We start from the raw sequence: 26,684 nt of genomic DNA, 5'->3' as shown, positions 1-26,684 counted from the left end.
TCCTGAGAAGTTAGAGCGCACGGCTCACAATTGTGCGACACAATTCGGCCACTGCGAGATGGCTTTGGCGTGGAAAGCCGTCAACACTATCGTCAACGATGCCATGGGTGGAATTGATTAGCCCGTTAGCCACCATCGTATCCAGCAATAGCGCTTCGCGCTCCGGTGTATGCAGCAGTTTTGCATCTCCAGCCCGTGTTGCCATGGCTGCGACGATTGCGGTGCAGCCCCAGTTTGAACAGGCCGCCGTCACCAGAACATCACAACCAGTTACAGCCCCGATACCTCCACCACAGCCGCATTTGCACTGATCGCCATAAGGAACATTGAATTTGACATGATCCACAACCTTGCCCATCCCGATCTCATTGCCGCCGTCGCCAACGGCCACCACAGGGATGTCGCGTGCAAGCCCTTCATCAAACAGCAAATCCACCCGCGCTCGGCCCATTCCGTAATCAATCCCGCGCATAGAGTGATAGACGCCGTATTCGTTGCGTCCGACACGCTCGGTCGAAAACAATAAATCCGGCTGAAGTTCATCCAACAGCGCTATAGCCTGCGCCTGCCCGCCCGCATCGTCGACCGCGTAAGGTAACATGACAATCGTCGCAAGACTCTTGTCCCTACGCGCAATCGCGGCCTGTTCCAATGTCACGGGAAAGAGCCCGGCTGATTGGCAGACGTTTCGGATGGCAGGCAACAGGGTTTCTTCGCACAACATGACACAGGTGGCATTGCGCGCCATAACCAATGCGCGTGCAATTGCCGCCGCCCCCGATGGGCCATCGTTTTCCCCCAGTTCCGGCGTAATCCAAGCACGCGACACAGACCCTGTGGTCAATATGGCTGTGCCCCCTTCTGGCACAGCCATCAGCGCATCTGCGGCTGCCCCCACCAAAGACCTGCCTTCAATGGCGCGTGCGGCTTTAAACAAATGTTCAACCCCGCGCTCGCCCATATCGATATTGACCAACTGATCCAGCCGGTCATCCAATCGGGTGATCAATTCTACATCCGCCATTCATTCTTCTCCAAACAGCACACGGGAAAACCACTCATGGTCGTCCAATTTCTCAGCGACCTCATGAAGCGCAGTCATGACACATTGTGCCACTGCGTCAGCTCCACCCGCGCGTGCAATAGCACCCGTTGTCGGTTTTAGCCGGATCGATACCCGTCCACCGGGCTGGCCATGCGTGTTCACCGTCACAATACCCTTTTCGCGCAACATCAGCATGCCCACTGCAGCGGTTACCTCTGCCGGAACACGTTGGGTTGCCTCTTCGCTTGCCATTTCCAAAATAATGGACATGGCATCTTGCTCATCAACCTTCGGCCCCAGCGCTGAACGGATAACATTCTCTGGCCCCAATCGCTCTTCCAATGCCGCCGCGAGATCTTGCCCATCCTGCGCCTCTTGCAACAGCAGATTCGGGGTAAACCCCTGTAAACTGCGCATCGCACCCACTGCAATCGGTGCCCTAGCCTCCATCCCAAGTTCGCTGGCTTTGGCCTGCACGGAAATGACGACTTCTGGTCGCCCACACAATACCCCTGCGCGCGGCCCAGAAAGACCCGCCTTATCGGCATTGGTGATCACCAGATCCGCCCCAAGTGTTAATGCTGGCACCCCGCCTAACAACACCGGTCGGAACCTTGCACCGTAGGCCTCATCCAACATCACAGTACATCCCGCAGTCTGAGCCATTTGCACACCTGAAACGGTCAGTTCATCCGGCAAACAGGCGAGCTCCGACGTCACCGTGGTGATGATCACTAACGAAGGCTGACAAGTACTAAGCGCGTTCTCCAGCTCCTCCAGATCATAGACCTCAGACACGGGTACATTTGCCAACTTGGCTCCGCGCGTGACTGAGGCATGGCTGCGGTCGCCCTGCGGCACCAACGACACCACCGGGCGGTTATTGGCATGCGCCAAGATCGCCGCAATGATCCCTGCGCTCGTGCGATTGATCACGGCAACGGCCTCGTGCCCACTGCCTCCCATGTGGGCAATGGCAGCCTGTCGCAATTCTTCGGCAAACAAGCCGGGCCCGATCCACTCTTCGCAATTCACAGTCAGATCATCCGATGAGACGGGATAAAACCGAATGTTGCCAGTGCAGATCGCGATCGTGTCGATGCCTTCGCGGGCAACAAACTCCTCGGCAACCCGTCCCGCCTGCGCCAGACGCCGGACTTCATCTGCCGAGTTACGCAAAATCTTACCCCGGGCATAGCCGACGCCCGGATCGATCACATTGCCGAAGCGGTCTTCGCTCATGCACCATCCTCAATGTTGATGGTCACACATTTGCGATAGGTATAGGCCTCGAGCGCGCCCTCGATCGAGTATTCACTGCCCATGCCCGATTGCTTGGTGCCGCCATAAGACATGCCGGGAATCTGCCCGCCACCTTGGTTGACCTGAATCCAGCCCGCATCGATAGCCCGTGTCAGGCGTGTGATCCGGCTGATGTCATGGGTGAACAGAAAGGCCGCTAAACCATAATGCGTATCATTGGCCATCTCGATCACCTCGGCCTCATCCTCAAACGGGATCGCCACCATAACCGGGCCAAACACCTCTTCACGCGCAATTCGCCAATCGTTGTCGACACCTGTGATGATGGTGGGGTTTGGCGTGAATCCAGCGGGCTCTTCTTCCGGCACCTCTCCAATCAGGAATGTCGCCCCCTCCGCTTGTGCTTCTGCCACATAGGCACGGATCTCCCCGTATCGTTCGGAATTGACCACCGCCCCCATATCTACATCTGGATCCAGCGCATCGCCCACCTTCAAAGCCGCCGACTTCTCAGCCACTGTTGGCATCAACGCATCCCAGATGTCTTTGTGAACAAACAGCCGCGACCCCGCCGTGCAGCTTTGCCCTTGACGGGCGAAACGCATGGCATTTGCCACCTGCTGCGCTGCGCTATCCAATCGACCGTTTGCAATCGCATCCGGAAAAACAATTGTCGGGGATTTGCCACCCAGTTCCAGCGTCAGTTTGGCAATCCGATCCGCCGCAGCATGGCCGATCAACTTACCGACTTCTGATGAGCCGGTGAAAGACACCTTGTCGATTCCCGGATGGTTCGCAATTGCCGCCCCGGCTTCTTCGCCTAACCCGGTCACCACGTTGAACACGCCGGGCGGGAACAGCCCATCGGCCAGTTCTACCAGTTTCAAAATTGCCAAAGGCGCATCCTCGGCAGGTTTCAAAACCAGACAATTGCCCGTCGACAAGGCCATGGAAATTTTCACGCAACCCAGCTGCAGCGGCGAGTTCCACGGAATGATCGACCCCACCACGCCATGTGGCTCGCGGGTGGAGTAGCTCAACAGCCCTGGCCCCAGCGGCAGGGTCTCACCCTTCTGCTCAACCGCGACACCGCCGTAATATTTCAATACTCCGGCTGCGCCCATCGCCTCACCACGCGACTGTGTCTTGATGGCATTTCCAGACTCTGCCGCCAGGACGCGTGCCACCTCCTCAGCATTCTCCTCCAACCGACGGCCCAACTCGGTCAAAAGCTTACCACGCTCGGCCGCCGCAAGAGAGCGCCACGCAGGCTGTGCGGCACGGGCGGCTTGAACAGCCAAATCCACTTCGGCTGACGTGCCGCGCCCGACATCGCAAATGGGTGCGCGACGTGAAGGGTTCTCAATCGTGATCGTGCGCCCATCGGCAGGCCAATGCCACGCGCCGTTGATATAGCTTCCTGCTAGTCCGGCATCCGGCAGTTTTGGTTCCAACAGTGTTCCCATTCCACCCTCTCCCTTACATCTTAGCCTTGATCACAGCCCAGGCGTCGTCCAGCGCGCCTTTGAACCGCTCTGTGGCAATGTCAATCTCGTCTTCGTTGATGATCAACGGCGGCATGAAGCTCATACGATCCCCGATTGCCCGCAAATACAAGCCCCGGTCATGGGCAAAGTTTTGCACCAATTCGCCCACTTTCCACGCAGGATCAAACGGTTCCCGCGCCTTGGCGTCTTTCATCAACTCAAATCCGCAGAACAGGCCCACGCCACGGACTTCGGCGACCAAGGGGTGATCTGCCATGGCATGGCAGTTTTCAAGGAACCTTTTTGACACTCTGCGCACTTGACCGACCAGATCAATCTCATCATAAATGTCCAGCGCCTCAAGGCTCACTGCCGCCCCGACCGGGTGACCAGCATAGGTGTATCCATGACCAAAAGTGCCAACTTCATCCGAGTTTTTAATCATGTCTGCGTAAAGTGCATCCTTGAACATCAGCGCCGAGATTGGAAAGAACGCCGCTGACAGCGCCTTGGCGCAGCTCACCATGTCCGGCTCCAGCCCCCAGGTTTGTGACCCCCACATATTACCGGTCCGACCAAACCCGCAAACCACCTCATCTGCCAAAAGCTTGATGTCATATTTGCGCAGAACAGCCTGCATTTCACGCCAATACCCTTCGGGCGGCATCAAAGCACCTCCACCCGAAATTGCAGGCTCAGCAAAGAACGCTGCAACAGTTTCTGGCCCCTCAGCCAGGATCAGCTCTTCGAATTTGGCAGCCATACGCCCCGAGAACTCTTCCTCGCTTTCGCCATCAATGTGGAAGCGATAGTAATTCGGCAGTTCTGTATGTTTGAACTCAGGCAATGGCAGGCCGAATTTAGCGTGCATGTGGGGTTGTCCCGACAAGGACACAGTCGCAATGGTATTTCCATGGTACCCTCGGACGCGACCAATAATCTTACGACGTTGCGGCTCCCCGCGCGCTGTGTTGGTGTACCATAACAACTTGATCGCCGTATCGTTCGCCTCGGATCCCGAACATTGGAACATCACCCGGTTCATCCCGCTCGGCGCCATGTCAATCAGCCGTTCGCCCAGTTCAGCCACACGCGGATGCGACCGATTATAGAACGTCGGCGCAAAAGGCAGCGTGTTCATCTGACGGATTGCCGCATTGACCAGCCGCTCGTTGTTGTATCCGAGGCTCACACAGCCCAGCCCTGAAAAGCCATCAATGATTTCGCGGCCTTCGCTATCATAGATAAACACACCTTTTCCGTGGGTTATCATCAACGGCCCCTGTTCTGCATGCTGGCGCAGATTTGACTGCGGATGTACATGGTGGGCCATATCTTGCTTGATCGAGCGGAGGGCGTCAGCGTTCATATCGGATCCTATGCGAATTTTTGTGCTGATTTGACAATCAACTTGACTGAATTCCAATCTCGAAGTTTTCTCACTTTTGTGAATTTCTCTCAGGTAAAAACATGCGCCCTCTGCTCGACCTCCGCCACTTGCAATTAATCCAGGCAATCATCGAAACCGGTCGGATCACCGACGCCGCTGAAAAGCTTGGCGTCACTCCGTCGGCCCTATCGCATCGCCTGCGCGAGGCAGAACGCCGGCTAGACGTGCCACTCTTTACACGCATGCATAAACGCCTGCGCGTCACCCCTGCGGCTGAGCACATGGCCGTGGTGGCCGAACGCATCCTGACGGACCTTGCTCGCGCCGAAGATGATGTGCGTCGGATGAATGCTGGCATCCAACATGTCGTGCGCCTGTCGGTTGAGGCCTACAGCAACTATCGCTGGCTGCCCTCGTTCATCAAGTTCATGAAGTCCCGCACACAAGGCATTGACCTACAGATCATGGCCGGTGCGCGTAGCGACCCGCTAACCAGTGTCCTCAACCGCCACATCGACATCGCAATAATGTCTGGGGACATCAACCAAACCGGCGTGTCTTCGGTCCCCCTGTTTCAGGATCCGTTACTATACATCATGGCACCATCGCACCGACTCGCAGATCGCAGTTTTGTCGAAGGCAGCGACATCGTCGGCGAGCCCTTCATTACCTACACCAAGGTCCCCGAACCCGACCGCGAGTTCGCCCGCCTGTTCCGACCCACGGAAAGCTACCCAAAATGGGCCGCAACCGTGGAGCTGCCCGAAGCAATTGTTGAGCTGGTCGCCTCGGATCTGGGCACCAGCGTTTTGTCCAACTGGGCGTTGCAAACGGCCATAACCGAAGGCCGCATTGTCGGCGCACAGGTCACGCAAGACGGCCTCACTGTGCCTTGGTCGGCGATCCTGCGCAATGAAGACATGGTGGATGGCGATCCAATCCGTGAGGTCGCCGAACTGCTGGCCGAATGGTGTGCGTTCCCGGATGGAGGATTTCAATCCACGTGATCTGGAAAACTAGAATCTTATGCGAAATGACCCACCAAAAATCGGCGCTGTATCGTAAGACTGGCTGCTGATCTGATTGCCATTTGCATCGTCCAAGGACAATTCCCCGTTAAATTCGGCACCGGCGAAAACATTGAACGACATGCCAGGATTTGGGGCGTAACTGATCGCCACAACAACAGGTATGCTATCGTCTTCGCCGACACCGTCAGGCGCAACACCTACGTCATCAAGGCGAAACCGCACGCTTTCCGCCCGCGCAGAGAGTGAGAGGTCAAGTTTGTCGTTATACGCGTATTTCAACGTAAGTCCCGGGCCTCCGGTGGCCCCAAGCCCCGAACCTGTATTCAAATTCCATCGATCGCTAATGTCCCAATCAACGAGCAAGGCAGGAAAGAACTGCAATTCGCTTTCTTCCAGCTGACTGAAAGCGCCAAAGGCGGGGCCCAGCGTCAGACTATCACTAATTTCCCAAGAAGCACCGGCAAATAGACCTGCAGTCACCCCATCTGACGCATCTGCCCCACGCTGATAATCCCAGCGCACTTGTGGCGCAGCAAAAAGGCTGGCGCGTTCCCCAAGCTGGAGCCGCACCGGCGTAGAGATGCGGATGTCGCGGATGTCGTTCCATGGCTGTGTTGAGGCTTGACTGAATTCGTAATCGAACTGACCGAAATTCACCGACAACCCTGCCGAGTTTCCGTTATCAAATTTGAACAGCGCAGTGCCCCGCAAAAATGTACGAGTCGCGGTGAAGTCGCCTCCATTGTCGAGATCAGCACTGCCTTGATAAATCGCAAGCCCATCCACTTGATTCAACCAGCCGGTTGGCATCTGGGCTTGAGCTGGAGTGGTCGTAACTAAGGCAGCGACCATCGCCGAAGCCGATAGGGCCATGTGTTTATTCATCTCTGCATCCTTTAGAGTTGACATGCAGATAGTCAGTGCCATCGAAATTTCGATAACCTGCTGGAAATGCTCCGCGACTATTGCTCATTGGCCACAGCCGTGAGGGTTCAAGGACTGTACAAAGCACGGACACTGACTGTCGCTCCGACAGCCCGGCCCTCAACGAGAATTTGATAACTCCCAGAGATAAGATCACTAGCTTTTGTGCCTGTCTCGCAAGAAACGTACCCCATGCCTATGCCAGCCCCTACGCTCCAGCCATAGCTGGCCGATGTAAGGCGTCCAACAACCTGCCCTTCGCGCAAAATGGGCTCATTTCCAAAGACAAGTGCCTTCGGATCCTCAAGACGGAACTGTAAAATACGGCTGGAGACGCCGGCAGAGCGCTGTGCAACTATGGCCGCCTTACCTGAGAAATCTGTTTCAAAGTCGCAGGCAAACGTCAGGCCAGCCGTAACAGGATTGTCGAAAGGCCCGATATCATGCCCCCAATGGCGAAAACCCTTCTCGATCCGACAACTGTCGACCGCTATGCCTCCACATGGACGTGGTGTATTCGGCGCAGCCACAATGGTCTCAAAGACCTGTGGGGCATATTCGCTTGGAATATGTAGTTCCCAACCCAACTCCCCCACATAGGTGATCCGATGCGCTCGTATCGGGCAATGGCCGATGTGCAGATCTTGCCAGGTTCCAAAGGGAAAGGCGGCGTTCGACAGATCCGAATCCGTAAGGTCAGACAGAAAGTCACGCGCCCGCGGTCCCATGATCGCGAGCGTTGCCTCAGACGAAGTAACATTCACCATATTCACCCCTGTGCCTTCGAGTTGGGTCTTAAGCCAGCTTTCGGTCTGTGGCTCTGCCCCGGCGGAGGCCATGACTAAATAGCGGCTGGAGCTAAGGCACGCCACGGTCACATCCGCCTCAATCCCGCCATGAGCGTTGAACATATGCGTATACACCAGCGTGCCTACGGGTACCGCCATATTCGCCCCGCAAAGCCGCTGCATCTGGGCCTCAGATTGTGCGCCATTCACAATGAAGCGCCCAAATGTCAGGTCAATCAGCCCCAGGTCATTGCGCAAAGCCTCATGTTCGGCCTTCCAGGCCTCGAACCACGGCTGGCGGTCAAACCCGTCTGTCAGCGCAGCACCATAAACCAATGGCCGTTCCCAGCCATTGGCGCTGCCAAACTGTGCACCCGCTTCCTTCAACGCTGCATAGAAAGGTGTACGTCGCAACCCCCGCGCCTTCGTCTTTCGTAAGTAAGGCCAGTGCATCGCATAGGCATGCGAGAGCGTTTCCGCTGCCTTAGTGGCAGTATAGCTACGCGCGTTCAGCCCCGGCAGAATTCGGCGACTGTCCACATCTGTCAGGTCCATGGTCATGTGGCCCGCCATGATCCATTCGGCCAAGGCGCGCCCTGCCCCCGGTCCGTTTTGGATACCGGTCGAATTGAACCCTGCCACCACCCAAAGCCCTTTCACATCCGTGATTGGCCCCAGATAGTGTTTGGCGTCCGGCGTAAAACACTCTGGCCCGTTGAAAAACTTGCGAATGCCGGAGCTGGCCAAGGCGGGCACCCGCTCCATTGCCGCTTCCAAAATCGGATAAAGGTGCTCTTCGTCGCAAGGCAATTCATCAAATTCAAAATGCTCTGGGATCCCCTCCTCAGGCAACCACGGCGTCGCATGCGGCTCAGAGCAGCCAATCAGGAGCTTTCCCGCATCTTCCTTGTAATAGGCATATTCATCCATCACGCGCAGCACCGGCAAGTCGCCTGTCACGCCTTGAATCGGATCGGTCACCACATAGTAGTGATTAGTATAGTGCAAGGGGATCTGTACCCCGTGGCTTAGCCCGAATTCCCGCGCCCACATACCGGTGGCATTGACCACATGCTCGGCCCGCACCAATCCTTGTGTGGTTTCCACGCCGATGGCGCTGCCTTGTTCGATGACAACCTCCTCGACCTTGCACTCCTCAAAAACCTGCGCGCCATGCATCCGCGCGCCCTTGGCCAGCGCCATGGTGGTATCAATCGGATTGGTGTAACCATCACCCGGAAACCAGAATGCACCCTTCGCATCATGTGTAGACAGCAAAGGCCAGCGATCTTGAGCTTCCGCCACACTGATCTCTTCCGCCCGGATGCTACAGCCAAGAGCATAGTCCACCTTGCGCCGCAGTTCCTGCATCCGCGGTTCTGTCAATGACAAAGTGATCGAACCATTGCGCTTGAACCCAGTGTTCTGGCCGGTTTCCTCTTCCAGACTTTCCATCAGCTCGAGACCATATTTGGCCAGCGCTGACATTATTGGTACGCCCTGCGTCTCTGACACCAACCCCGCCGCATGCCATGTCGTGCCCGAGGTCAGCTTTTTGCGCTCAAACAGCGCAACGGACCACCCTGCCTTGGCCAGATGATAGGCCGTGGCACAGCCAACGATACCGCCGCCAACAATGGCGACCTGCACGTCCGAGGGAAGAGATTTCGCCATGTGTTATCCTCGCAACCGCTCGTTATCCGGGTCATAAAAGGGTGTGGTTGAAACAGTTGCTTTCACCGGCACACCCAGCACTTCGATCTCATATAAATCCCCGGGCTGCGCTTCTTCGGTCAAGTACCCCAACGCGATGCGATTGCCGATCCGAAACCCTGTCCCGCCCGAACTGACATAGCCGACTGGTTTACCATCCCGGCAAATTGGATCGGATGGCAGCGCATCCGCCTCATCGCTTTCGAGCACAAAGGCGGTGAAGTGATAGCTCTTTGGCTGCTCGGCTTGCGCCAGAAACGCTGCGCACCCGACAAAACTGTCCTTCTTGCGACTGACGAACCGATCCAACCCCGCATCAAAGGCAGTATATTCGCTCCCAAAGTCCGTCCCCCAGCCATGGTATCCCTTTTCCAACCGCATAGCGTTGAGCGCATAAGAACCAAACTCAACTATGCCCTTGTCCACGCCTTGCGCCATGATCGCGTCATAGGATGTGACCAAATCCGAGGAGCGCAGATGCAATTCCCAGCCCGGCTCGCCGACATAGGACACCCGCAGGGCGATCACCGGAACCCCGGCAATCGTGATCTCACGCACCGACATCCAAGGGGCGGCCTCTTTAGACAGATCATTCTCGGTCAAGGGCTGCAGGGTCTCGCGTGACTTTGGTCCCATCACCATCAAGGCCGCATCAAAGTCTGAGCCACGCTGCAGGGTCACGCCCTCCTCCGGCAAAAACTGCACCATCCAGTCAAAATCGCGCTGATCCGCCAGTGTTGGCCCGCACAGCAGAAACTTGTCGTCGGCGAGCCGCGCAATGGTTGCCTCTGACCAAATCTTGCCCTTGGGCGTCAGCATATAACTCAGCTTCACCCGTCCAACGGCAGGCATTGCGCCGCAAAATACATGGTTCAGAAAATCGTAGGCCCCCGGCCCTTCGACCTCGTATCGGGTGAAACCACCATGATCCATGACACCAACATGATCGCGCACACCTTCGCATTCGGCCTTAACCGCCTCATGCCAGCATTCGTGGTGAAAGCTCAGCCTGCCATCGTTTTTGACGGTGTCCGTCTCAAACCAAAAGGCCCGTTCCCATCCAGCAACTTGCCCAAACACCGCGCCTTTGGCTTTCAGCCGGTCATATAGTGGTGTGGACTGAACCGGCCGCGCCGATTTCCAAATCCGATGCGGATGGGGAATGGCGTATTGGTTTTCATACAGCTCGCTGGCACGGGTGGCGGTATAGCCGAATGTCGCCCATTCCTCACCAAACCGGCGCGGGTCCCACATCGACATGTCCCATTCAGTCTCACCTTCGACGATCCATTCCGTGAGCGTTTTGGCGGCCGCTGCCGAATGGGTGATCCCCACCGGGAAACAACAGGCATGAAAGAAGTTCGGCAGACCAAAGGCCGGGCCACAGAGCGGTGCACCATCCGGGCTATAGGGAATCGGGCCGTTAACAAAACGGCTGACCCCCGCCTTGCGCAACAGCGGCACATGCGCCAGTGCCGCCTCCAACACCTCGGCAATGTCATCGACGCTGTCTGGGTAAAGCTGGTTAGCAAAACACTCCGGCATACCATTCTGCCACGCAGGGCGCCCTTCGTGTCCATAAGAACCTAGGAGCAAACCGTTTCGTTCACGCCGCAGATAATACATGATGTCCGGATCGCGGATCAGTGGGAAATTGTCCGGGTTTGCTTCCAGTTCAGGTAGGCTTTGTGTCACCAAATATTGATGCTCCAGCGTGACCACCGGCAGTTTTTGCCCGACTAATTCGCCCACCTGACGACCATAATAGCCACCTGCGTTAATCACGATATCACAAACAACATCACCTTTATCCGTGTCAACCTGCCATTCGCCAGACGGGCGACGGTTGATCCCGGTGACCTTGGTGAACCGCGCAATCTGCGCCCCCAGATCCCGCGCGCCCTTTGCAAGCGCTTGTGTCAATTGGCTGGGGTCGAGGTCCCCCTCATAGGGATCGTAGACCCCGCCGATGATGCTCTCCCCAGAACTGAAGTACGGGTGCATCGCATCCATCTCAGACGGGCTAAGCATCGCCATATCATAGCCCAACCCTTTGGAAATTCCCACCAAATGGCGAAAGAAATCCATGCGTTCCTGCGTATGCGCGGGCCAAAATGCCCCGGTGTGGCGATAGGTGATCGGATAATCCACCTCATCAGCCAGATCCTTGTACAGCCGCCAGGCATAATTGCCTGCCCGCATCCCGGCCCAGCTGTTGGCATAGGTCGGTATGTTACCCGCCGCATGCCAGGTCGATCCGCTGGTCAGCTCGTTCTTTTCGATCAACAGCGTATCCGTTACCCCGGCCTTGGCCAGATGGTAGAGTGTTGAGACGCCAACCGCGCCCCCGCCGATGATGACAACTTTGGCCTGTGTCTTCATGTTATTAAGCTTTCAGGTGAATTGGCAGGCGCGCGCGGATCGCGACCTCGATGTCTTTGGGAAGATGGGATGGCGCAGGTTGGGACTCAATCTCGGCCACACGTTCGACGGCCCGGTCCCAGATCGTATGACTGCCGCTTTCGATCCAATCATTCACGCTCTGACGGTCACCAAGCGATGGATAGATGTATTCCTTGGTCATCAGGTCCAGCGTCTGCGCAGTGCCGAGGAAATGCCCCTCGCCCGTCACGACCTGCTCGATCATATCCAGATCAATCGCCCCATCGAACAGCTCCACGCCGCGCACCGAGCGCAGGATCGCACCGCACATATCATCGTCGATCACCAACGCCTCTTTGCTGGCCGCCATGATCGAGCCCAACATGCCAACCGATAAGTTGATCATGTCGGCCCCGGCCTGCGCGGCCAAAGCAATGGTATAGCCCTTCTCATATCCCGCCTGAGTATCGGCGGTTTTGGCGTCCGTCATCCCCGCCGATACGGTGGATGGTAATCCCAAATGCAGCAACAACTGCGCTGCGGCAGCATTGGCCACTGCAGCCTCACCTGAGCCGCCAGTCATCGCCCCCGTACGCAAGTCAGAGATGAACGGCAAAAACGCCAATATGCTCGGAAAACCGGGCTGCATCATGTTGACTAGCACAAGCCCAGCCAAAGACTCTGCCAAACCCTGCGCCAGCGCACCGGCGAGCGAAGCCGGGCTTGTCGCCCCCGCCTGCGCTGCCGAACAGATCTGCAACGGCATACCCAATCGCACTGCCTCTTGCATCACCCCGCAGGCTTCTTCTGCCATGGTAAGCGGAGGCACCACATGACACACCGAGGCAAAACAGAACGGTTGTTTGCGAAATGCGCCTTCTCCGCCCAAAGCCGCATCGAACATCTCAACAATCGGGGCCACATTCTCGGGTTCAAAGAAACTGGTACCGATGGGTTTTGATGTTGCCTTCATTGCTGCAAAGGCGGTGTTGATATCCAGCGTCAACGGGTCGGTCATATCCCGCGCCACAACGGGGCGGAGTGAATAGTGAATACTGTCACAGGCATCGACCACGCGCATCAATTCAAAGAGGTCCGTCAAGGTGCTGTCGCGAAACTCCCCGGTCTCGGCCTCCAACATCTGTACCGCCGCACCGCCAGTGCCGATGTGCACCCGACCTCCACCAACCTCGATCCCGCGTTCAACTGAAAATCCCGGTAATTCTACGCGTTTGCAAGCCTTTGCACAGCAATCCTCAACCACTGAACGCGGAAAGGTCACCCTGCCATCGGCACGTACCACAGCACCGTTTTCCAGCGCAATCTCGCGCAAGTCTTCGGGCACATTGGCGACACCGATCCGTTCCAGAATATCAAATCCGGCATCTATAATGCGCAGCACGTCCCCGTCGCCAAGCGGCATGAATCGCCCACCAAGGGGTGGCTTGGCTGCTGCCTGCACTCTTTGGAGCGTCTTGCCAGATTGTCTTTTGCGCCGCATGGCTGCCCCTTTTGTCAGAGCTGGTTTGAAGCGCAGTTTAGGCAGGGATTTAGATTAGGCCAATTCCATTAAACGTCGTTTATCCTGAATGAAATTCACTCAAGCGCGCGCCGCCCGCTCAATCTCATTTGCGCTCAGCCGGTATTTATCCGCATAGTGATGCCGTGCCTTGATCAACCTCGGATCATCAGGCCGCATACCCAAGGTCCGAATGAATTCAATTCGTTGCTGATTTCGTAGGGAATCCCGGTTGATCGCCGTCCCCATTGTGCGATCAATGATTTCTCCGCCGGGCGAGACGTGAAACCACTTTGAAAAATCCCTAAAATGGTGCTGATTGTGCAGGGTTGTGACATGCCGCTCGACCCGGGTCTTGCGCACATTCAGATGCGCAGTCATATGAAACCACTCGTATCCCAGAAAAGTCGATACACCACCAACCAGAACAATGGCTGCGGCAATCGGCAAAGCATATGCTGGCACAATGAGCGACAGCACGCCCCACACTAATGCAAAATTCAGCACCAACATGGGTACCGACACCCAGATCGGGGCAAAAAACAAGCGCGTGTTTGTCGGAAAATCATGATGGCCGTAATGCGCCTGATAGAGCAGGTTGAAGGCCCATTGCTGGCGCGGCGGATCCAGATGAAAGATATAGCGGTGCAGCCCGTATTCATTCAACATCTGCGCCGGTATCCCCAGAAGTACAAAGCCCCAAGCCCACACCGGCCCGTGCCACAGCAACAGGCCCACCCCAATCGCAACGGCGCATAACATCACCGGGATCGAGTTGTGATGTATCAACATCTTTAATCTGGTCATCAGGTCTCTGCCGCAGGGGTTGATGCGGCAGAGCTTAGCACGCTGGACTGGCAACGCATCAATGACGTTGGATCACTTTGGTCTGATAGGCTCTCTGATTTCAGAAACCTGAGACCCGTTCGACCAGCCAGTACATTGAAACACAGCCAATCGCATAGCCCATCGCGGTATAGCCCGGGGCACCCACGGTGCGAAACTGATTGGCGACATCTTTTGACAAGATACGCACCACGGCAAACGCGGAAATCACCATCAAGACAAAGGTCAATTGCCCCGCTTCCACCCCCAGATTAAAAGCCAGCAAGGCCGCTGGAATATCGCCTTCGGGCAGGCCAATCTCGCTGAGCGCTCCCGCAAACCCCAATCCGTGCAGCAATCCGAATAGGAATGAGACCACCCACGGGAACCGTGCACTTAAACGTGGATTGGCAGGGTCAGTCTTGAGGATCTCAACCGCCAGAAACACAATCGACAAGGCGATCACCGCCTCGACAGGTGGTCCGGGCATGTTCACCCAACCCAACGTCGCAAGCGCCAGAGTGATCGAATGCGCCACGGTAAAAGCGGTAACCGCTCCGATCAGGCGTCCGGGGCTTTGGATCAGGATCAACAAGGCAAAGACGAAAAGCAGATGGTCCCAACCTTCCAAGATATGCTCGAACCCCAACTGCCCATATTGCCATAAGATCTGCAGGATCGTTTGCTCCTCGGGCAAGACAAAGACCGTCTCTGAAGGAGTGAAGCGATACGCCAGCGTTGATGGCCCCTCCAAAAACTCCACCCGCATCAAAACATCGGTGCGCTGTGCTTCCAGACCGGGAATTGTAACCAACTGTGCTTTCAAACCACCGTCACATGTCGCAACCCAAGCCGAGCCCCAAGCCTGACCGTCGAATTGCGGCGCTGCCCCTCGGCTCGGCTCACAAACTTCGGGCAACTGCGCATCAATCGCCATGGGTTTACCTTTGACATCCGGCTTACGCCAGAAAACCTGCCAGGTATCAGGCGCGATCTCGGTCAATTGCAGATAACCCGGCTCCAACGTGTGACTTTGTGCAGACTGTCCACCCAGCAGCACTGCGATCAGACAGGCAAAGGCTTGAAGAACACCTATCATTGCGCCGCCTGCTCTTCTGTAGTGGCCTCTTCAGGCAGAACGATCTCGTATTTTTCTCGCAACCGTTCGACATAGGCTTTGGATAGTTCCTCGGACTTTTCCCGCCGCCAATCTGTCAAAACCCGTTCTTTCACGGCCTCGAATGCAGGCACGGTAGCTTTTTGCGCATCCGTGACCCGCACAATATGCGCACCGTAGCCCGAAACATAGGGACCGCTCCAAACCCCAGCGTCAGCGCCCTGCAACTGCGCAAAGAACCCGCGCCCAAAGGATCCATCGACAGCCTGCTCTGGCGTAAGCGAAACGCGTGGGGGCAACAAGGTTGACCGACCGATCGTGGCCTTTTCATCCGAATTCAAAGTCGCTATTGCCGACTCGATCTCTTCCTGTGTTGGGTTGTCCCCCAAAAATACTTGCTCAAAAGCCACCTGCCCCTGCTGCTGGTATTGCTCTGCTCCATTTTCAAAAAAAGCGGCCAATTCAGCCTCATCCGGCGTAGCAGCCTGCGCCACTGAAGTCGTCAGGAATGTCATTTTCTGCCGCAACCGATTGCGGACCACGCTGTCGCCGCGCGCCAACCCCAACTCATAGGCCTCGCGTACCAGAACTTCTTCCGTAATGTGATCCTCGATCAATGCCTCAATTTCATCGTCTGTTGGTGCGCGCTTCCAAGTCGTCGCAAAGGTTTGCCTCAGCACTTCAATGGTTTCGGGCGACACATTGATCTGATTTGTTGCAGTTTCTTCTACCCCGTCATCTTCAGCGACATAGGCAAACCAAACAAACAGCAACGCACCAAGCGCACAAAAATGGACTAAAGGCTCCTTGAGATAATTCATCGTAATTCCAAATTTTTAAAGCTGGGGATTAGCACTTCAAGCAATCCAATATTTTGACTGATTTGACAACAGTTCGCCCGGCGAATTTCCCCGACGAATAGCTGCCTGCCATCGCCGCAAAAATTCACGACACGTTAAAGGCGTGACATTCCGGTCATAAACAGGTGTTATGGACCTACCAACAGGAGAAAAACATGACAAAAAAGAAGTCCAAACGGGGTGGCAGCCGCAAGAAATTGAAATCCCTTTCCGAGATATTCCAGTTTCTGCGTAAAAATGAGACCCCCATTTATGTGGTCACCCCCACCCCCTATAGCCTCTTGGGCCTCGACCAATGGGTCGGTGGATTGGAATACATTAACTACTTTGACATTTTTGACGGCAATCACGATCGATCTTTTGTTCCAACCAAGATGCCACATGATGATTTTCAATCAATGGAAGACGTGGCCAACTATCTGGTCTCTCACCCCGAATTTCTGGAGCGCACCCAATCCCGCAAAGGTGGATTGGCAATCTTTGTCATGTTCAACGAACAAACCGAGCAACTATGTGCCAAGGCTGGTCTGAGTGTGGCTTTAGCCCCAGCAGCCCTGCGTGAGCATTTGGACAGTAAGATTGTCACCACCCAGCTGGGCAATGAGGCGGGTGTCGCCTCTGCCCCGAACGTACTGGGTCACGCCGATACTTACGAAGAGCTGATTGAATTGGCAGACAGCGCCAAACTTGGCTCCAACCTCGTGGTGCAAACCCCTTACGGCGACAGTGGGCGCACGACCTTCTTCATCAAGTCGCGCAAAGACTGGGACAAGCATTCTGGCAAGATCATCGATCAACAGATCAAGGTGATGAAGTATCTCAATCACCTGCCTGGAGCGGTCGAAGGTTGTGCCACACGGCACGGCACGCTTGTTGGCCCGGTCATGACCGACATCACCGGATTTGCCGAGGTTACCCCCTACAAGGGCGGCTGGTGTGGCAATGACGTGTCCCCACAACTGTTGCCTGATGGTGTGGCCGAACAAGTGCAAGAGATGGTTCGCAACTTTGGCGACCGCCTGTACAAAGAGGGCTACAAGGGTGTGTTCTGTCTAGACTTCCTGCTCGATACCGACACCAACGAGGTTTATCTGGGTGAGCTGAACCCGCGCGTCAGCGGTGTGACACCACCGACCAATCTGATCACCTCAACATACGGCGGATGCCCACTCTTCCTGTTCCACCTGCTGGAATATCTGGACGTCGATTACGACATCAACGTCGATGAAATTCAGGCGCGCTGGACCGAATATGACAACTGGACCCAGCTGGTGTTGAAGCAGACCGAAGACAAGGTTGAACTAATCACCAAGGCACCTCAGTCCGGCATCTGGCGGCTTGATGACAATGGTGATGTGCATTTTGCACGCTCGGCGCTCAACATCACCTCTTTGGGGCAAGAGACCGAAGCGTTTTATCTGCGGGTCTACAGCACGGGTGATTACTGCTATCACGGGGCCGATCTGGGCTGCCTGCTCACCCGTGGCCGCATGCAAACCGACAAGCGCAATCTGACCAAGCGCGCCAAGCTCTGGAATGCCGGGATCAAAGCGCAGTTCAAATCCATCCCGCTAATGCCACAACAAGCGGCGGCAGTACCGGACGATCTGTCTGCAGGAAAATGGTTCTGAGCCAATATAAGGTTAAAGGGAAAGGCCGGGCAATGCCCGGCCTTTTTATTTCATATTTGGGCCACCCATCGGGCCATCACCCGCTGGCGCAACCGGATCAATATCGTTGCGCACCCAGAAAAACCGGAAGCCGAACGAGAGCAGCCATTTTTCCAAGCGGTCCAGACTGGACCACTCGCGTCGCAACCCACGCGCGGATTCAACCAACGCCCACTGCCCATCCACCAAGAAATAAACCGTCCAGGTGTTGGGATAGCGGTCATTGTTGGCAAAGCCCCCACCGGCCACTTCGCGCACTGTACGCACGGCAACAGGATAATCTGCAATTCGGTCTTCCAACATCAAACCCGGCAGGTCACCCTGCCGGATTGTGCTAGTTGGTGCTGGATCAGCGTTCATTCAAATCTCTGACGTGAAATAGGTCCTGCAAACAGTATCTTCACGCCTGAGGTTGCGCGTCAACCACCTCTTCCACATTCAGGGCGACAGCGCGACGCTCGGCGATCGCATCACCGGTCAGGGCCTCAACACGCTCTGCCACGGTCCAAATCTGGCCAAATGGGTCAGCCAGCGCCGCTGTGGTCTCACCCCAATAAGTTTCGGTCGGCTCGGACAACAGGGTCGCGCCTGCAGCAACCGCCTGTTCGGTCATGGCGGCAACATCATCCACATAGAGGTGCAGGGAAACCGCACTCGACGCTGTATAAGATTGTGGCATGTGGCCATGCGCCGTCCAACCACGGGTGACAAACAACATCGCATTACCGATTTTTACAGATGCAAAGCTTGGCGCTTCTGAATCGTCCTGCATCTGAACCTCGGCTCCAAAGGCTGCGCTCAGAAATTCAAGAGTTGCCGTGACGTCATCTACGGCAACAGAAGCGGTAATCGTTGTATAGCCACGGGGGCGAATTCCAGGTTTTTTCATGGTTCTTTCTCCAATTAAGCGCCAGCGCCACTCTGCTCTCTGTCACACAGAAAGGTTACTGGCCACATTATGTACCATGGTGTAGTTTTTTTTGATTGCAAATGCAACACTATGCATCATAGTGTGCGGCACTACGGCCCAAAGGACAGTTATGACCACCCTACAGGACATAGAAAAAGACGGCCAAAACGCCCAGTTTGCCATGCATCGGCAGCTGACTTTGCTGTCCGAAGACTTCCCTGCAGGGGCGTGGGGTGAGATCCATCACCGATTCTGGCCCGCATGGAAAAAATGGTTCGAGCGCAAAGGTGGCTCCAACGCCAGTGCCGAAGACGGACAACGCGCGATTCGGCGCCATATGCCGGAAATTGAGCGCCTGATTGATAGGCTTGCTGACGTTGACCCAAATGACGCCGCCCTACGCAGCTTCCTGACCTTCTGGTGCCCGCCCCGGTATCTGACTAACTGTTCGCAAGCGGTCTCAAACGACCACCAAGGCCCTTTCCTGATCCGCAATTACGATCTGGATCCGGCCCTGAACGAGCTAACCCTGCTGCGTACCAACTGGCGTGGCAAACGTGTGATCGGCATGGTCGATGGGTTGAGTGGCCTGTCAGACGGGATCAACGAAAACGGTCTTGCCATTTCGCTCAGTTTTGGCGGTCGCCTGAAAGTGGGCATCGGGTTCGGCATTCCGCTCATCATCCGCTACATTCTTGAAATCTGCACAGATGTTCAGGATGCCATCGAAGTTCTGCGCCGGATCCCCTGCCACATGTCCTATAATGTGACGCTGACGGATCGCGCGGGTGATACCATTACGGTGTTTCTCGCCCCTGACCGCCCGCCAATGATCAAACATCAGAACTGGGCCACAAATCATCAGATCGGGGTTGAATTGATGGGCCACGGTCGGTTTTCCGCCACCATGGAGCGAGCCGAGATTTTGCAGGCCACTCTTTCTGCGCCCACGCCTCCGACCGCCGAGCAACTCAAACATCGTTTCTTAAGCGCTCCGGTCTTCGCCACCAACTATGATCAGGGGTTTGGCACCGTGTTCACCAGCCTCTACCGCCCCGCCTCTTCCAGTTTGGAACTCATTTTCAGCAATGGCTCTGCCGGGCATTGGTCAGTCAATGACTGGCCGACAAACCGTATCCCCCTGCGGTTTGACGCCCAAGGGTCCCATTTGCTGTAAGCCCTACATTCACAAAGGATCAAGCCATGACAAAATTCGCCATTGGTGGAATTCAGATGCACCTTGGGGTGCATGACAACATGCCGGAAATGAAAAAACGTCTGGCGATCATGATGCATCTCTATCCCTGGGTTGAAATGGTGGTGTTCAGCGAGCTTTGTCATTCCGGCCCCAGCCCGCAATCGGCACAACCGCGAGATGGCGAATACGAAACCCAATGCCGTGAATTGGCACAGAAATATGGCATATGGCTGATCCCCGGCTCGTATTATGAAAAGGGCGAGGTTGACGGCGTGATCTACAACACCTCTCCCGTCATCAACCCGGCGGGCGAGATTGTCACACGCTACCGCAAGATGTTCCCCTTCACACCCTACGAGACCCACACCACCCCGGGCACCGAGGTCTGTACTTTTGATGTCCCACACGTCGGCAAATTCGGCATGTCGATCTGCTATGACATCTGGTTCCCAGAACTGACCCGCACCATGGTGTCGCAAGGGGCCGAGGTGATCATCAACCCGGTTCTGGCCAGCTTTGTCGACCGCCACGCCGATCTGGTCATCGCACAGGCGTCGGCCGCGATGTTTCAATCCTACGTCTTTGCGATCAACGGTTTGATGGCCGGCGGCAATGGCTATTCCCGTGTTATCGACCCCGCCGGACAGTTACTACATGACGGCTCGGTCAACGAGGAACTGATCCCCATCGAGGTCGACTTTGATCTGGTCCGCCGTCAGAGACAGCAAGGTCTGTTGAATATGGGCCAGCCGCTCAAAAGCTTCCGCGACACAGACATGACCTTCCCGATCTACAACAATGGCAGCCACCAGACCGAGTATCTGAACTCACTCGGTCCACTGGAAAAAGCGAAGCGCCCGGTGCGTGGTTAACTGTCGACCTGAAAGTGCAATAGGTGGTGCTTTCGGGTCGCCAAAGACCCGGAAGTCGATTGAAGCTTGACACATCAATGACGGCTTAGAGCCCAAATTGGCCCTTTGTATCTGTTCGAATTTTGGTCAAGCTATCGTGTGGTGAACATTCACTTTATGACTAGAAACGGTTATTCAACAAGACTGACGCTGCGCAATGCACTGAAAATCCTGTTCCGGTCTTCTTCGTAGCGGAATGAGTTAAACATCTGAATATTGGCGGACTCAAAATCAGGATGACGCATCTTCAGCGCTTTTGCGTGCCGTTTCGCCTCTGCAATTTGTCCCAGACCCACCAAGAGGAGAATTCTGTACACTTGCGATGTTGGGGTCAGGACTTCACTGACACCCAGGATTGGAATCCCATCCTGGGGTCGATCACAAAGAAAATACGCAAGTGACAAATATGATCTGAAAGCGTCTGGAATATACGAGTTTGTCTGATAGGCCTTTTCAAGCAAAACAAGCGCTTCTTTCGGGCGACCTTCCCACATAAGTGCTGTGCCCAGAGTAATCATCATGTCGCTATGAAAAGGATTTAGCTCATAGGCACGCTTGGCGTGGGCGAGGCCATCGGCATAGTTGCCTTTGAAATAGTAAAGGCGACTTGTAAGGCGATGAATATGGGCGGAGCGTGGATGAAGACGTGTCAGGCGCCTCATTTCATCGAGACAAAAGCCAATCGGATCTTCTCGTGATGATGGCCAACCGCTGCCCAGCTCGATGGCATAGGTCCAACAAAGACACAGTGTTGGGAATAGTGCATCAGGGTCAGCATCCCGCGCATTTTCAAATATTCCCATCGCCGTTTTGTTATCTTCAAAATTAACATTGTGAAGGAGTTCTATCCCTCGGATCATCACCTCCGCTGCGGTAAGCTTGTTCAAGGGGGTGTCAGAGATTGCCTTGGCCTGTTCCTCCCCAACGGCATCGCTCAGGGTTGAAGCGATAAAGGCCGTAATATCATCCTGCAGCTCAAAAACGTCTTCGAGTTCCCGGTTCAGCGTTTCCGACCAAACCGGTTGACCTGAAACAGTACTGATCAGGCTTACACCAATACGGACCCTTGATGCCACTGTTTGAACTGTACCGTTGAGAACAAATTCAAAGCCGACTTGGTGACCGGCATCCAGCGTTTCGTGGCTTGCAGAAATTTCAGACAATGTGCCCGGATCAACCAGGGCAAATTCTTCAAACTTTGCCAGCGCTGTGGTTAAAGTTGCAGTCAATCCAGAACGCAATGCCTGACCTTCGCTGCTGTCCCCAATGCACTTAAAGGGGGCCAGAACAATTTTTGGTAATTTGCGGTATGGATAGTCTTCTTCTTTCGCATTGGATGCGGCCTGAAACGAAACACTATCGCGACTAGGATTTGCAATTTGAAGCACGCGAACTGGGTTATCAATGTTTTTTAATTTCTGTTCTTTTAAATCCTGAAAATCGACGTCCAGCTTCGTTCTGACCTGGCGCCATGCATCTTCAGAAAGGCATATCCCACCGGCTTCGGCCAGCGGCTCGATACGCGCGGCTATGTTTACCCCCTCGCCGTAGACATCCCCGTCTTCGTCAATCACGTCCCCAAGATGGACACCTATGCGAAACTGTAATTCTTCGCTTGCGGCAAACTGCCATTCCATCGCGCATTCCACCGCCGCAACGATGCTCTGAAATTCTGCAAGATAACCGTCTCCCATGCGTTTGAATATGCGCCCGGAATGTTTCGAAACGACAGGTTCAATAACATCCTTTTCAAAGGCCTTCAGATTGCCAAGGGTGCCAACCTCATCCGCGCCCATCATCCGGGAATAGCCAACGACATCCGCGGCCATTATCGCAGCCAGTTTTCGCTCCATGCGTTCCTCCTCATTGACGTCAAACCCTATCTCGACGCTGTTGCGAAAGCTATAGCGCGGAAAGTACTCGCAATGTCTGTTGCTTGCACAAAGCGAACATGCTGTGGTTGCCGTAAGTCAGAAATTAAATAGTTTTTACTTTGGCTGCTTTGTCCGCGTTGCAGACATTATGCTTGTAACACCCACACCGTCAAAACGTCGGCGGCGTGCAGGCGCTGATGATCTCGCACGCATCCGCCCCAATCGCCTTGAACCGGTGCGGCATGTTGCTATTGAACAGATAGGCATCACCGGGGCCAAGGATCTTGCGCTCCTCACCCACGATGACCTCGATCCGGCCGGAAATGACGATCCCGCCCTCTTCCCCTTCGTGTTGGTACTTTTTCACGCCCGTATCAGCCCCAGGTTGGTAGGTTTCGTGCAAGATCTGCAGGTTGTGACCAAACAAATTGCCCCCCACTTGCCTCAATGACAACCGACCCCGGCTGATTTCAGTCAACTCCTCAGCGGCAAAAAACACCTTGCGCTCTGGTTCAGGCTCAAAGGCAAAAAACTCTGACAAACCAATGGGTATGCCATCCAGCAAGCGTTTGAGCGCGCTGACAGATGGGTTGGTCTGACCCGACTCGATCAAGGATACGGTCGAATTGGGCACGCCCACCGCCTTGGCCAAGGCGCGCTGTGACATGCCTGCCCGCTCTCTCAGGTAACGCAGACGCGCGCCAATCTCGAGATTCGTATTCGTTGTGTTATCAGTGTTCATTATATTGAACAATTAACCACCTCATTTAACAAATACAATACGTTAAGCCATACCTTAAAAGGGGATTGCATTATACACAATGCACCATAGTGTGAGGCGATTTTGTTTCACCCGAGTCTGTTGGACCGGCTTTTTGGAGGACACGACATGAAAAACGCTGAGATCGCAAAGCGCCGTGACGAGACCATCGCCCGTGGCGTTGGCATGATGACACAGATCTATGTAGAGCGCGCAGAGAACGCCGAGGTCTGGGATGTCGAGGGCAACCGTTACATCGACTTTGCCGCTGGCATCGCTGTTGTAAACACCGGCCACCGCCATCCTAAGGTGATGGCCGCTGTTGAAAAGCAGCTGGGTAGCTTCACGCACACCTGCCATCAGGTCATGCCGTACGAAAACTACATTGGTCTTGGCGAGCGCCTGAACGAAGCCGTGCCCGGTAACTTCGACAAGAAAACCATCTTTGTCACCACCGGTGCCGAAGCCGTCGAAAACGCCATCAAGGTCGCCCGCGCCGCAACCGGTCGTCAGGCCGTGATCGCCTTTGGCGGAGGCTTCCATGGCCGCACATTTATGGGCATGTCGCTGACTGGCAAGGTTCAGCCTTATAAGGCGGGTTTCGGGACCATGATGCCTGACGTCTTCCACGTCCCCTTCCCCAACGATCTGCACGGCATCACCATTGATCATGCCAAAGCCGCGATCACTCAACTCTTTAAAGCAGCTCTCGATCCCGACCGCGTTGCCGCCATCATTCTGGAACCTGTTCAGGGCGAAGGCGGGTTCTACCAAGCGCCAGTTGAGTTAATGCGTGCCGTACGCGAAATCTGTGACGAGTACGGCATGGTCATGATCGCGGATGAGGTCCAAACCGGTTTCGCCCGCACCGGCAAGCTGTTCGCGATGGAGCATTACGATGTTGCCGCTGACTTGACTACTATGGCTAAAGGTCTGGCAGGTGGTCTGCCCCTCGCCGCTGTCACTGGCCGCGCCGACCTGATGGACGCTGCCAACCCTGGCGGTCTGGGTGGCACCTATGCCGGGAACCCACTGGGTATCGCCGCCGCGCATGCAGTTATGGACGTGATCGAAGAGGAACAGCTTTGCGACCGCGCGAATGAGCTGGGTTCACGACTGAAGCAGCGTCTGGAGGCCATCCGCGCAGATGTGCCAGAGATGGTGGACGTACGCGGCCCCGGTTTCATGATTGCCGCAGAGTTCAACACCGCCGATGGCAGCGTCCCAAGTGCCGATTTTGCCAACAAAGTCCGCGCCGAAGGTCTGAAGCGCAATCTGGTTCTGCTGACCTGCGGCGTGCATGGCAACGTTGTGCGTTTCCTTGCACCTATCACCATTCAGGATGAAGTCATGACCGAAGCCATGGATCTGCTCGAAGAGTCGATCAAAGCCGCAAAGGCCGCCTAAGATGCTGGATACAAACGCAAACACCCTGAACCTGAACGACCCAACCCTGTTAGAGAGCCGGGCCTATATCAACGGCGAATGGCGCAGCAGAGACAGCCGTTTTGCTGTCACCAACCCAGCAACGGGTGCTGTCATCACCCAAGTTACCGACAGCACCATTGCCGACGTACAAGAGGCGATTGATGCCGCTTATGTCGCGCAAAAAGACTGGGCGGAGTGGACCGGCAAGGAACGCGCCGCAGTTCTACGCAAGTGGTTCGACCTGATGATCGAAGCACAAGACGATCTGGGCACCATCCTCTGTGCCGAGATGGGCAAGCCTCTGGCCGAGGCCAAGGGTGAGATCGCCTATGGTGCATCCTTCATCGAGTGGTTCGCCGAAGAGGCCAAGCGTGTCTACGGCGACACCATCCCGGGCCACCAGCGCGACAAGCGCATCGTCGTGCTGAAACAGCCCGTCGGTGTTGTTGGCGCCATCACGCCATGGAACTTCCCCAACGCAATGATCGCCCGCAAGGTGGCCCCGGCCCTCGCGGCTGGTTGCAGCTTCGTAGTGCGCCCGGCGGAACTCACTCCGCTGTCTGCCATCGCCATGGCTGTTCTGGCCGAACGCGCTGGCGTGCCTGCTGGTGTCTTCAGCGTGCTGCCCAACAGCAATTCGCGCGGCACGGGCGAAGAAATGTGCGCCAACCCAAAGGTGGCTAAAATCACATTCACCGGTTCCACCCGTGTGGGCCAGATCCTGATGCGTCAAGGGGCCGATACCATCAAGAAGATGTCACTGGAACTGGGCGGCAACGCGCCATTCATCGTTTTCGATGATGCCGATCTTGATGCTGCCGTCGAAGGCGCAATGATCGCCAAGTTCCGCAACAATGGCCAGACCTGCGTCTGTGCCAACCGGATCTACGTGCAGTCCGGCGTTTACGAGGCGTTTTCGGAAAAGCTCGCCGCCGCCATCGCCAAACTGACCCCCGGCAACGGCATGGACGAAGGCGTCACAACCGGCCCGCTGATCAACGAGGGTGCGGTCGCCAAGGTCGAGGAACACCTCGCCGACGCAACCGCCAAAGGCGCGCGTGTTCTTGTGGGCGGCAAACGACTGGGTGGAACCTTCTTTGAACCCACCCTGTTGACCGATGTTCCAACCTCAGCACTGGTGTCAAAAGAAGAAACTTTTGGCCCCATCGCACCGCTGATCAAGTTCGAGACCGAGGAAGAGGTCATCGCACTGGCCAATGACAGCGAATTTGGTCTCGCAGGCTACTTTTATGCCAACGATCTTTCCCGTGTCTGGCGCGTCGCCGAACGCATGGAAACCGGCATGATCGGCGTCAACACCGGCCTGATTTCAACCGAGGTTGCCCCCTTTGGTGGTGTCAAACAGTCCGGTCTGGGGCGTGAAGGCTCCAAATACGGCATGGATGATTATCTGGAGCTGAAATACGTCTGCTTGGGCCTGTCCAACTAGGCGCATCCTGCGACAAAAAACCTCTGCCTTTCGCATCACTTTCCCTTGCGGAAGGCAGCTTCACAAACTAATAAAAATATAAAATATCGCTTCAATGTTAATATTAATTACCGAAGCGAAGAGCCCCCACCTCAAATCA

21 protein-coding genes are annotated in these 26,684 nt (G+C 55.5%); 6 read left to right on the top strand and 15 right to left on the bottom strand.

Annotated features, from left to right (window positions below; all coding sequences use genetic code 11):
- Positions 1–10 precede the first annotated feature (10 nt).
- From ROA7450_RS10575 to ROA7450_RS10560, 4 genes are read right to left on the bottom strand one after another with little or no spacing between them, the layout of a single operon-like run.
- Positions 11–1,024 (bottom strand): glutamate cyclase domain-containing protein, encoded by a 1,014-nt coding sequence (locus ROA7450_RS10575; protein ID WP_085805691.1) that lies wholly within the window; start codon positions 1,022–1,024, stop codon positions 11–13.
- Positions 1,025–2,287 (bottom strand): aminotransferase class I/II-fold pyridoxal phosphate-dependent enzyme, encoded by a 1,263-nt coding sequence (locus ROA7450_RS10570; RefSeq protein WP_085805690.1) that lies wholly within the window; start codon positions 2,285–2,287, stop codon positions 1,025–1,027.
- A complete protein-coding gene (locus ROA7450_RS10565) occupies positions 2,284–3,774 on the bottom strand; it encodes an aldehyde dehydrogenase family protein (RefSeq protein ID WP_085805689.1) in 1,491 nt (496 codons plus the stop codon). The genes ROA7450_RS10570 and ROA7450_RS10565 overlap by 4 nt, the downstream gene beginning before the upstream one ends.
- Before the next feature lie 13 nt (positions 3,775–3,787).
- A complete protein-coding gene (locus tag ROA7450_RS10560) occupies positions 3,788–5,164 on the bottom strand; it encodes an aminotransferase (protein ID WP_085805943.1) in 1,377 nt (458 codons plus the stop codon).
- A gap of 101 nt (positions 5,165–5,265) precedes the next feature.
- On the opposite strand from ROA7450_RS10560, the gene ROA7450_RS10555 reads away from it, so the two are divergent.
- On the top strand, positions 5,266–6,192 hold the full coding sequence (locus ROA7450_RS10555; RefSeq protein WP_085805688.1) for a LysR family transcriptional regulator: 927 nt from the start codon (positions 5,266–5,268) through the stop codon (positions 6,190–6,192).
- A 9-nt stretch (positions 6,193–6,201) separates the two neighbouring features.
- On the opposite strand, the gene ROA7450_RS10550 is transcribed toward ROA7450_RS10555, so the two are convergent.
- The 7 genes from ROA7450_RS10550 to ROA7450_RS10520 form a co-directional block, all read right to left on the bottom strand.
- Positions 6,202–7,101 carry a hypothetical protein gene (locus ROA7450_RS10550; RefSeq protein WP_234999496.1) on the bottom strand — a complete coding sequence of 300 codons (900 nt, stop codon included), beginning with the start codon at positions 7,099–7,101 and terminating at the stop codon, positions 6,202–6,204.
- Positions 7,102–7,208: 107 nt separating this feature from the next.
- Positions 7,209–9,602: a GcvT family protein gene (locus ROA7450_RS10545; protein WP_085805687.1), complete on the bottom strand. Its 2,394-nt coding sequence runs from the start codon at positions 9,600–9,602 to the stop codon at positions 7,209–7,211.
- 3 nt (positions 9,603–9,605) lie between these two features.
- Positions 9,606–12,023 (bottom strand): GcvT family protein, encoded by a 2,418-nt coding sequence (locus tag ROA7450_RS10540; protein ID WP_085805686.1) that lies wholly within the window; start codon positions 12,021–12,023, stop codon positions 9,606–9,608.
- A 4-nt stretch (positions 12,024–12,027) separates the two neighbouring features.
- A complete protein-coding gene (locus tag ROA7450_RS10535) occupies positions 12,028–13,524 on the bottom strand; it encodes a trimethylamine methyltransferase family protein (RefSeq protein WP_085805685.1) in 1,497 nt (498 codons plus the stop codon).
- A 99-nt stretch (positions 13,525–13,623) separates the two neighbouring features.
- Positions 13,624–14,349 carry a sterol desaturase family protein gene (locus ROA7450_RS10530; RefSeq protein ID WP_085805684.1) on the bottom strand — a complete coding sequence of 242 codons (726 nt, stop codon included), beginning with the start codon at positions 14,347–14,349 and terminating at the stop codon, positions 13,624–13,626.
- A gap of 100 nt (positions 14,350–14,449) precedes the next feature.
- The gene (locus ROA7450_RS10525; RefSeq protein ID WP_085805683.1) at positions 14,450–15,466 is read right to left on the bottom strand and encodes a HupE/UreJ family protein; all 1,017 of its coding nucleotides are present in this window, start codon (positions 15,464–15,466) and stop codon (positions 14,450–14,452) included.
- A complete protein-coding gene (locus ROA7450_RS10520) occupies positions 15,463–16,305 on the bottom strand; it encodes a peptidylprolyl isomerase (RefSeq protein WP_085805682.1) in 843 nt (280 codons plus the stop codon). The genes ROA7450_RS10525 and ROA7450_RS10520 overlap by 4 nt, the downstream gene beginning before the upstream one ends.
- Before the next feature lie 194 nt (positions 16,306–16,499).
- Here ROA7450_RS10520 and ROA7450_RS10515 point away from each other — a divergent pair, with 194 nt between their 5' ends.
- Positions 16,500–17,975, top strand: coding sequence for a biotin carboxylase (locus tag ROA7450_RS10515; protein ID WP_085805681.1), 1,476 nt, complete (start codon positions 16,500–16,502; stop codon positions 17,973–17,975).
- 45 nt (positions 17,976–18,020) lie between these two features.
- On the opposite strand, the gene ROA7450_RS10510 is transcribed toward ROA7450_RS10515, so the two are convergent.
- Together ROA7450_RS10510 and ROA7450_RS10505 are read right to left on the bottom strand one after the other, a co-directional pair.
- On the bottom strand, positions 18,021–18,374 hold the full coding sequence (locus ROA7450_RS10510; protein ID WP_200812950.1) for a hypothetical protein: 354 nt from the start codon (positions 18,372–18,374) through the stop codon (positions 18,021–18,023).
- Between the two features lie 40 nt (positions 18,375–18,414).
- Positions 18,415–18,903: a VOC family protein gene (locus tag ROA7450_RS10505; protein ID WP_085805680.1), complete on the bottom strand. Its 489-nt coding sequence runs from the start codon at positions 18,901–18,903 to the stop codon at positions 18,415–18,417.
- 151 nt (positions 18,904–19,054) lie between these two features.
- Between ROA7450_RS10505 and ROA7450_RS10500 the strand changes: the two genes are divergently transcribed.
- Both ROA7450_RS10500 and ROA7450_RS10495 read left to right on the top strand, forming a co-directional pair.
- Complete coding sequence (locus tag ROA7450_RS10500; protein ID WP_085805679.1) at positions 19,055–20,101, top strand: C45 family autoproteolytic acyltransferase/hydrolase; 1,047 nt, start codon at positions 19,055–19,057, stop codon at positions 20,099–20,101.
- Between the two features lie 26 nt (positions 20,102–20,127).
- Positions 20,128–20,994, top strand: coding sequence for a carbon-nitrogen hydrolase family protein (locus ROA7450_RS10495; protein WP_085805678.1), 867 nt, complete (start codon positions 20,128–20,130; stop codon positions 20,992–20,994).
- 170 nt (positions 20,995–21,164) lie between these two features.
- Here the strand turns inward: ROA7450_RS10495 and ROA7450_RS10490 are convergent, their stop codons facing one another.
- Positions 21,165–22,886: an adenylate/guanylate cyclase domain-containing protein gene (locus ROA7450_RS10490; RefSeq protein WP_085805677.1), complete on the bottom strand. Its 1,722-nt coding sequence runs from the start codon at positions 22,884–22,886 to the stop codon at positions 21,165–21,167.
- 190 nt (positions 22,887–23,076) lie between these two features.
- Entirely contained in the window at positions 23,077–23,649 is a 573-nt protein-coding gene (locus ROA7450_RS10485) for a cupin domain-containing protein (protein ID WP_085805676.1), read from the bottom strand.
- A 147-nt stretch (positions 23,650–23,796) separates the two neighbouring features.
- Here ROA7450_RS10485 and ROA7450_RS10480 point away from each other — a divergent pair, with 147 nt between their 5' ends.
- A complete protein-coding gene (locus tag ROA7450_RS10480) occupies positions 23,797–25,074 on the top strand; it encodes a 4-aminobutyrate--2-oxoglutarate transaminase (RefSeq protein WP_085805675.1) in 1,278 nt (425 codons plus the stop codon).
- Position 25,075: 1 nt separating this feature from the next.
- A complete protein-coding gene (locus ROA7450_RS10475; protein WP_085805674.1) occupies positions 25,076–26,545 on the top strand; it encodes an NAD-dependent succinate-semialdehyde dehydrogenase in 1,470 nt (489 codons plus the stop codon).
- Positions 26,546–26,684: the final 139 nt, after the last annotated feature.

The sequence above is a fragment of the Roseovarius albus genome (assembly GCF_900172335.1).
Lineage (GTDB): Bacteria > Pseudomonadota > Alphaproteobacteria > Rhodobacterales > Rhodobacteraceae > Roseovarius > Roseovarius albus.
The sequence above is the reverse complement of the archived record's forward strand: the minus strand, read 5'-3'. Positions and strand labels throughout refer to the sequence as shown.

Coding starts and splice junctions, on each gene's coding strand:
- ROA7450_RS10575 (WP_085805691.1), bottom strand. CDS start 1,024: ATGGCGGATGTAGAATTGATCACCCGATTGGATGACCGGCTGGATCAG.
- ROA7450_RS10570 (WP_085805690.1), bottom strand. CDS start 2,287: ATGAGCGAAGACCGCTTCGGCAATGTGATCGATCCGGGCGTCGGCTAT.
- ROA7450_RS10565 (WP_085805689.1), bottom strand. CDS start 3,774: ATGGGAACACTGTTGGAACCAAAACTGCCGGATGCCGGACTAGCAGGA.
- ROA7450_RS10560 (WP_085805943.1), bottom strand. CDS start 5,164: ATGAACGCTGACGCCCTCCGCTCGATCAAGCAAGATATGGCCCACCAT.
- ROA7450_RS10555 (WP_085805688.1), top strand. CDS start 5,266: ATGCGCCCTCTGCTCGACCTCCGCCACTTGCAATTAATCCAGGCAATC.
- ROA7450_RS10550 (WP_234999496.1), bottom strand. CDS start 7,101: ATGAATAAACACATGGCCCTATCGGCTTCGGCGATGGTCGCTGCCTTA.
- ROA7450_RS10545 (WP_085805687.1), bottom strand. CDS start 9,602: ATGGCGAAATCTCTTCCCTCGGACGTGCAGGTCGCCATTGTTGGCGGC.
- ROA7450_RS10540 (WP_085805686.1), bottom strand. CDS start 12,023: ATGAAGACACAGGCCAAAGTTGTCATCATCGGCGGGGGCGCGGTTGGC.
- ROA7450_RS10535 (WP_085805685.1), bottom strand. CDS start 13,524: ATGCGGCGCAAAAGACAATCTGGCAAGACGCTCCAAAGAGTGCAGGCA.
- ROA7450_RS10530 (WP_085805684.1), bottom strand. CDS start 14,349: ATGACCAGATTAAAGATGTTGATACATCACAACTCGATCCCGGTGATG.
- ROA7450_RS10525 (WP_085805683.1), bottom strand. CDS start 15,466: ATGATAGGTGTTCTTCAAGCCTTTGCCTGTCTGATCGCAGTGCTGCTG.
- ROA7450_RS10520 (WP_085805682.1), bottom strand. CDS start 16,305: ATGAATTATCTCAAGGAGCCTTTAGTCCATTTTTGTGCGCTTGGTGCG.
- ROA7450_RS10515 (WP_085805681.1), top strand. CDS start 16,500: ATGACAAAAAAGAAGTCCAAACGGGGTGGCAGCCGCAAGAAATTGAAA.
- ROA7450_RS10510 (WP_200812950.1), bottom strand. CDS start 18,374: ATGAACGCTGATCCAGCACCAACTAGCACAATCCGGCAGGGTGACCTG.
- ROA7450_RS10505 (WP_085805680.1), bottom strand. CDS start 18,903: ATGAAAAAACCTGGAATTCGCCCCCGTGGCTATACAACGATTACCGCT.
- ROA7450_RS10500 (WP_085805679.1), top strand. CDS start 19,055: ATGACCACCCTACAGGACATAGAAAAAGACGGCCAAAACGCCCAGTTT.
- ROA7450_RS10495 (WP_085805678.1), top strand. CDS start 20,128: ATGACAAAATTCGCCATTGGTGGAATTCAGATGCACCTTGGGGTGCAT.
- ROA7450_RS10490 (WP_085805677.1), bottom strand. CDS start 22,886: ATGGAGCGAAAACTGGCTGCGATAATGGCCGCGGATGTCGTTGGCTAT.
- ROA7450_RS10485 (WP_085805676.1), bottom strand. CDS start 23,649: ATGAACACTGATAACACAACGAATACGAATCTCGAGATTGGCGCGCGT.
- ROA7450_RS10480 (WP_085805675.1), top strand. CDS start 23,797: ATGAAAAACGCTGAGATCGCAAAGCGCCGTGACGAGACCATCGCCCGT.
- ROA7450_RS10475 (WP_085805674.1), top strand. CDS start 25,076: ATGCTGGATACAAACGCAAACACCCTGAACCTGAACGACCCAACCCTG.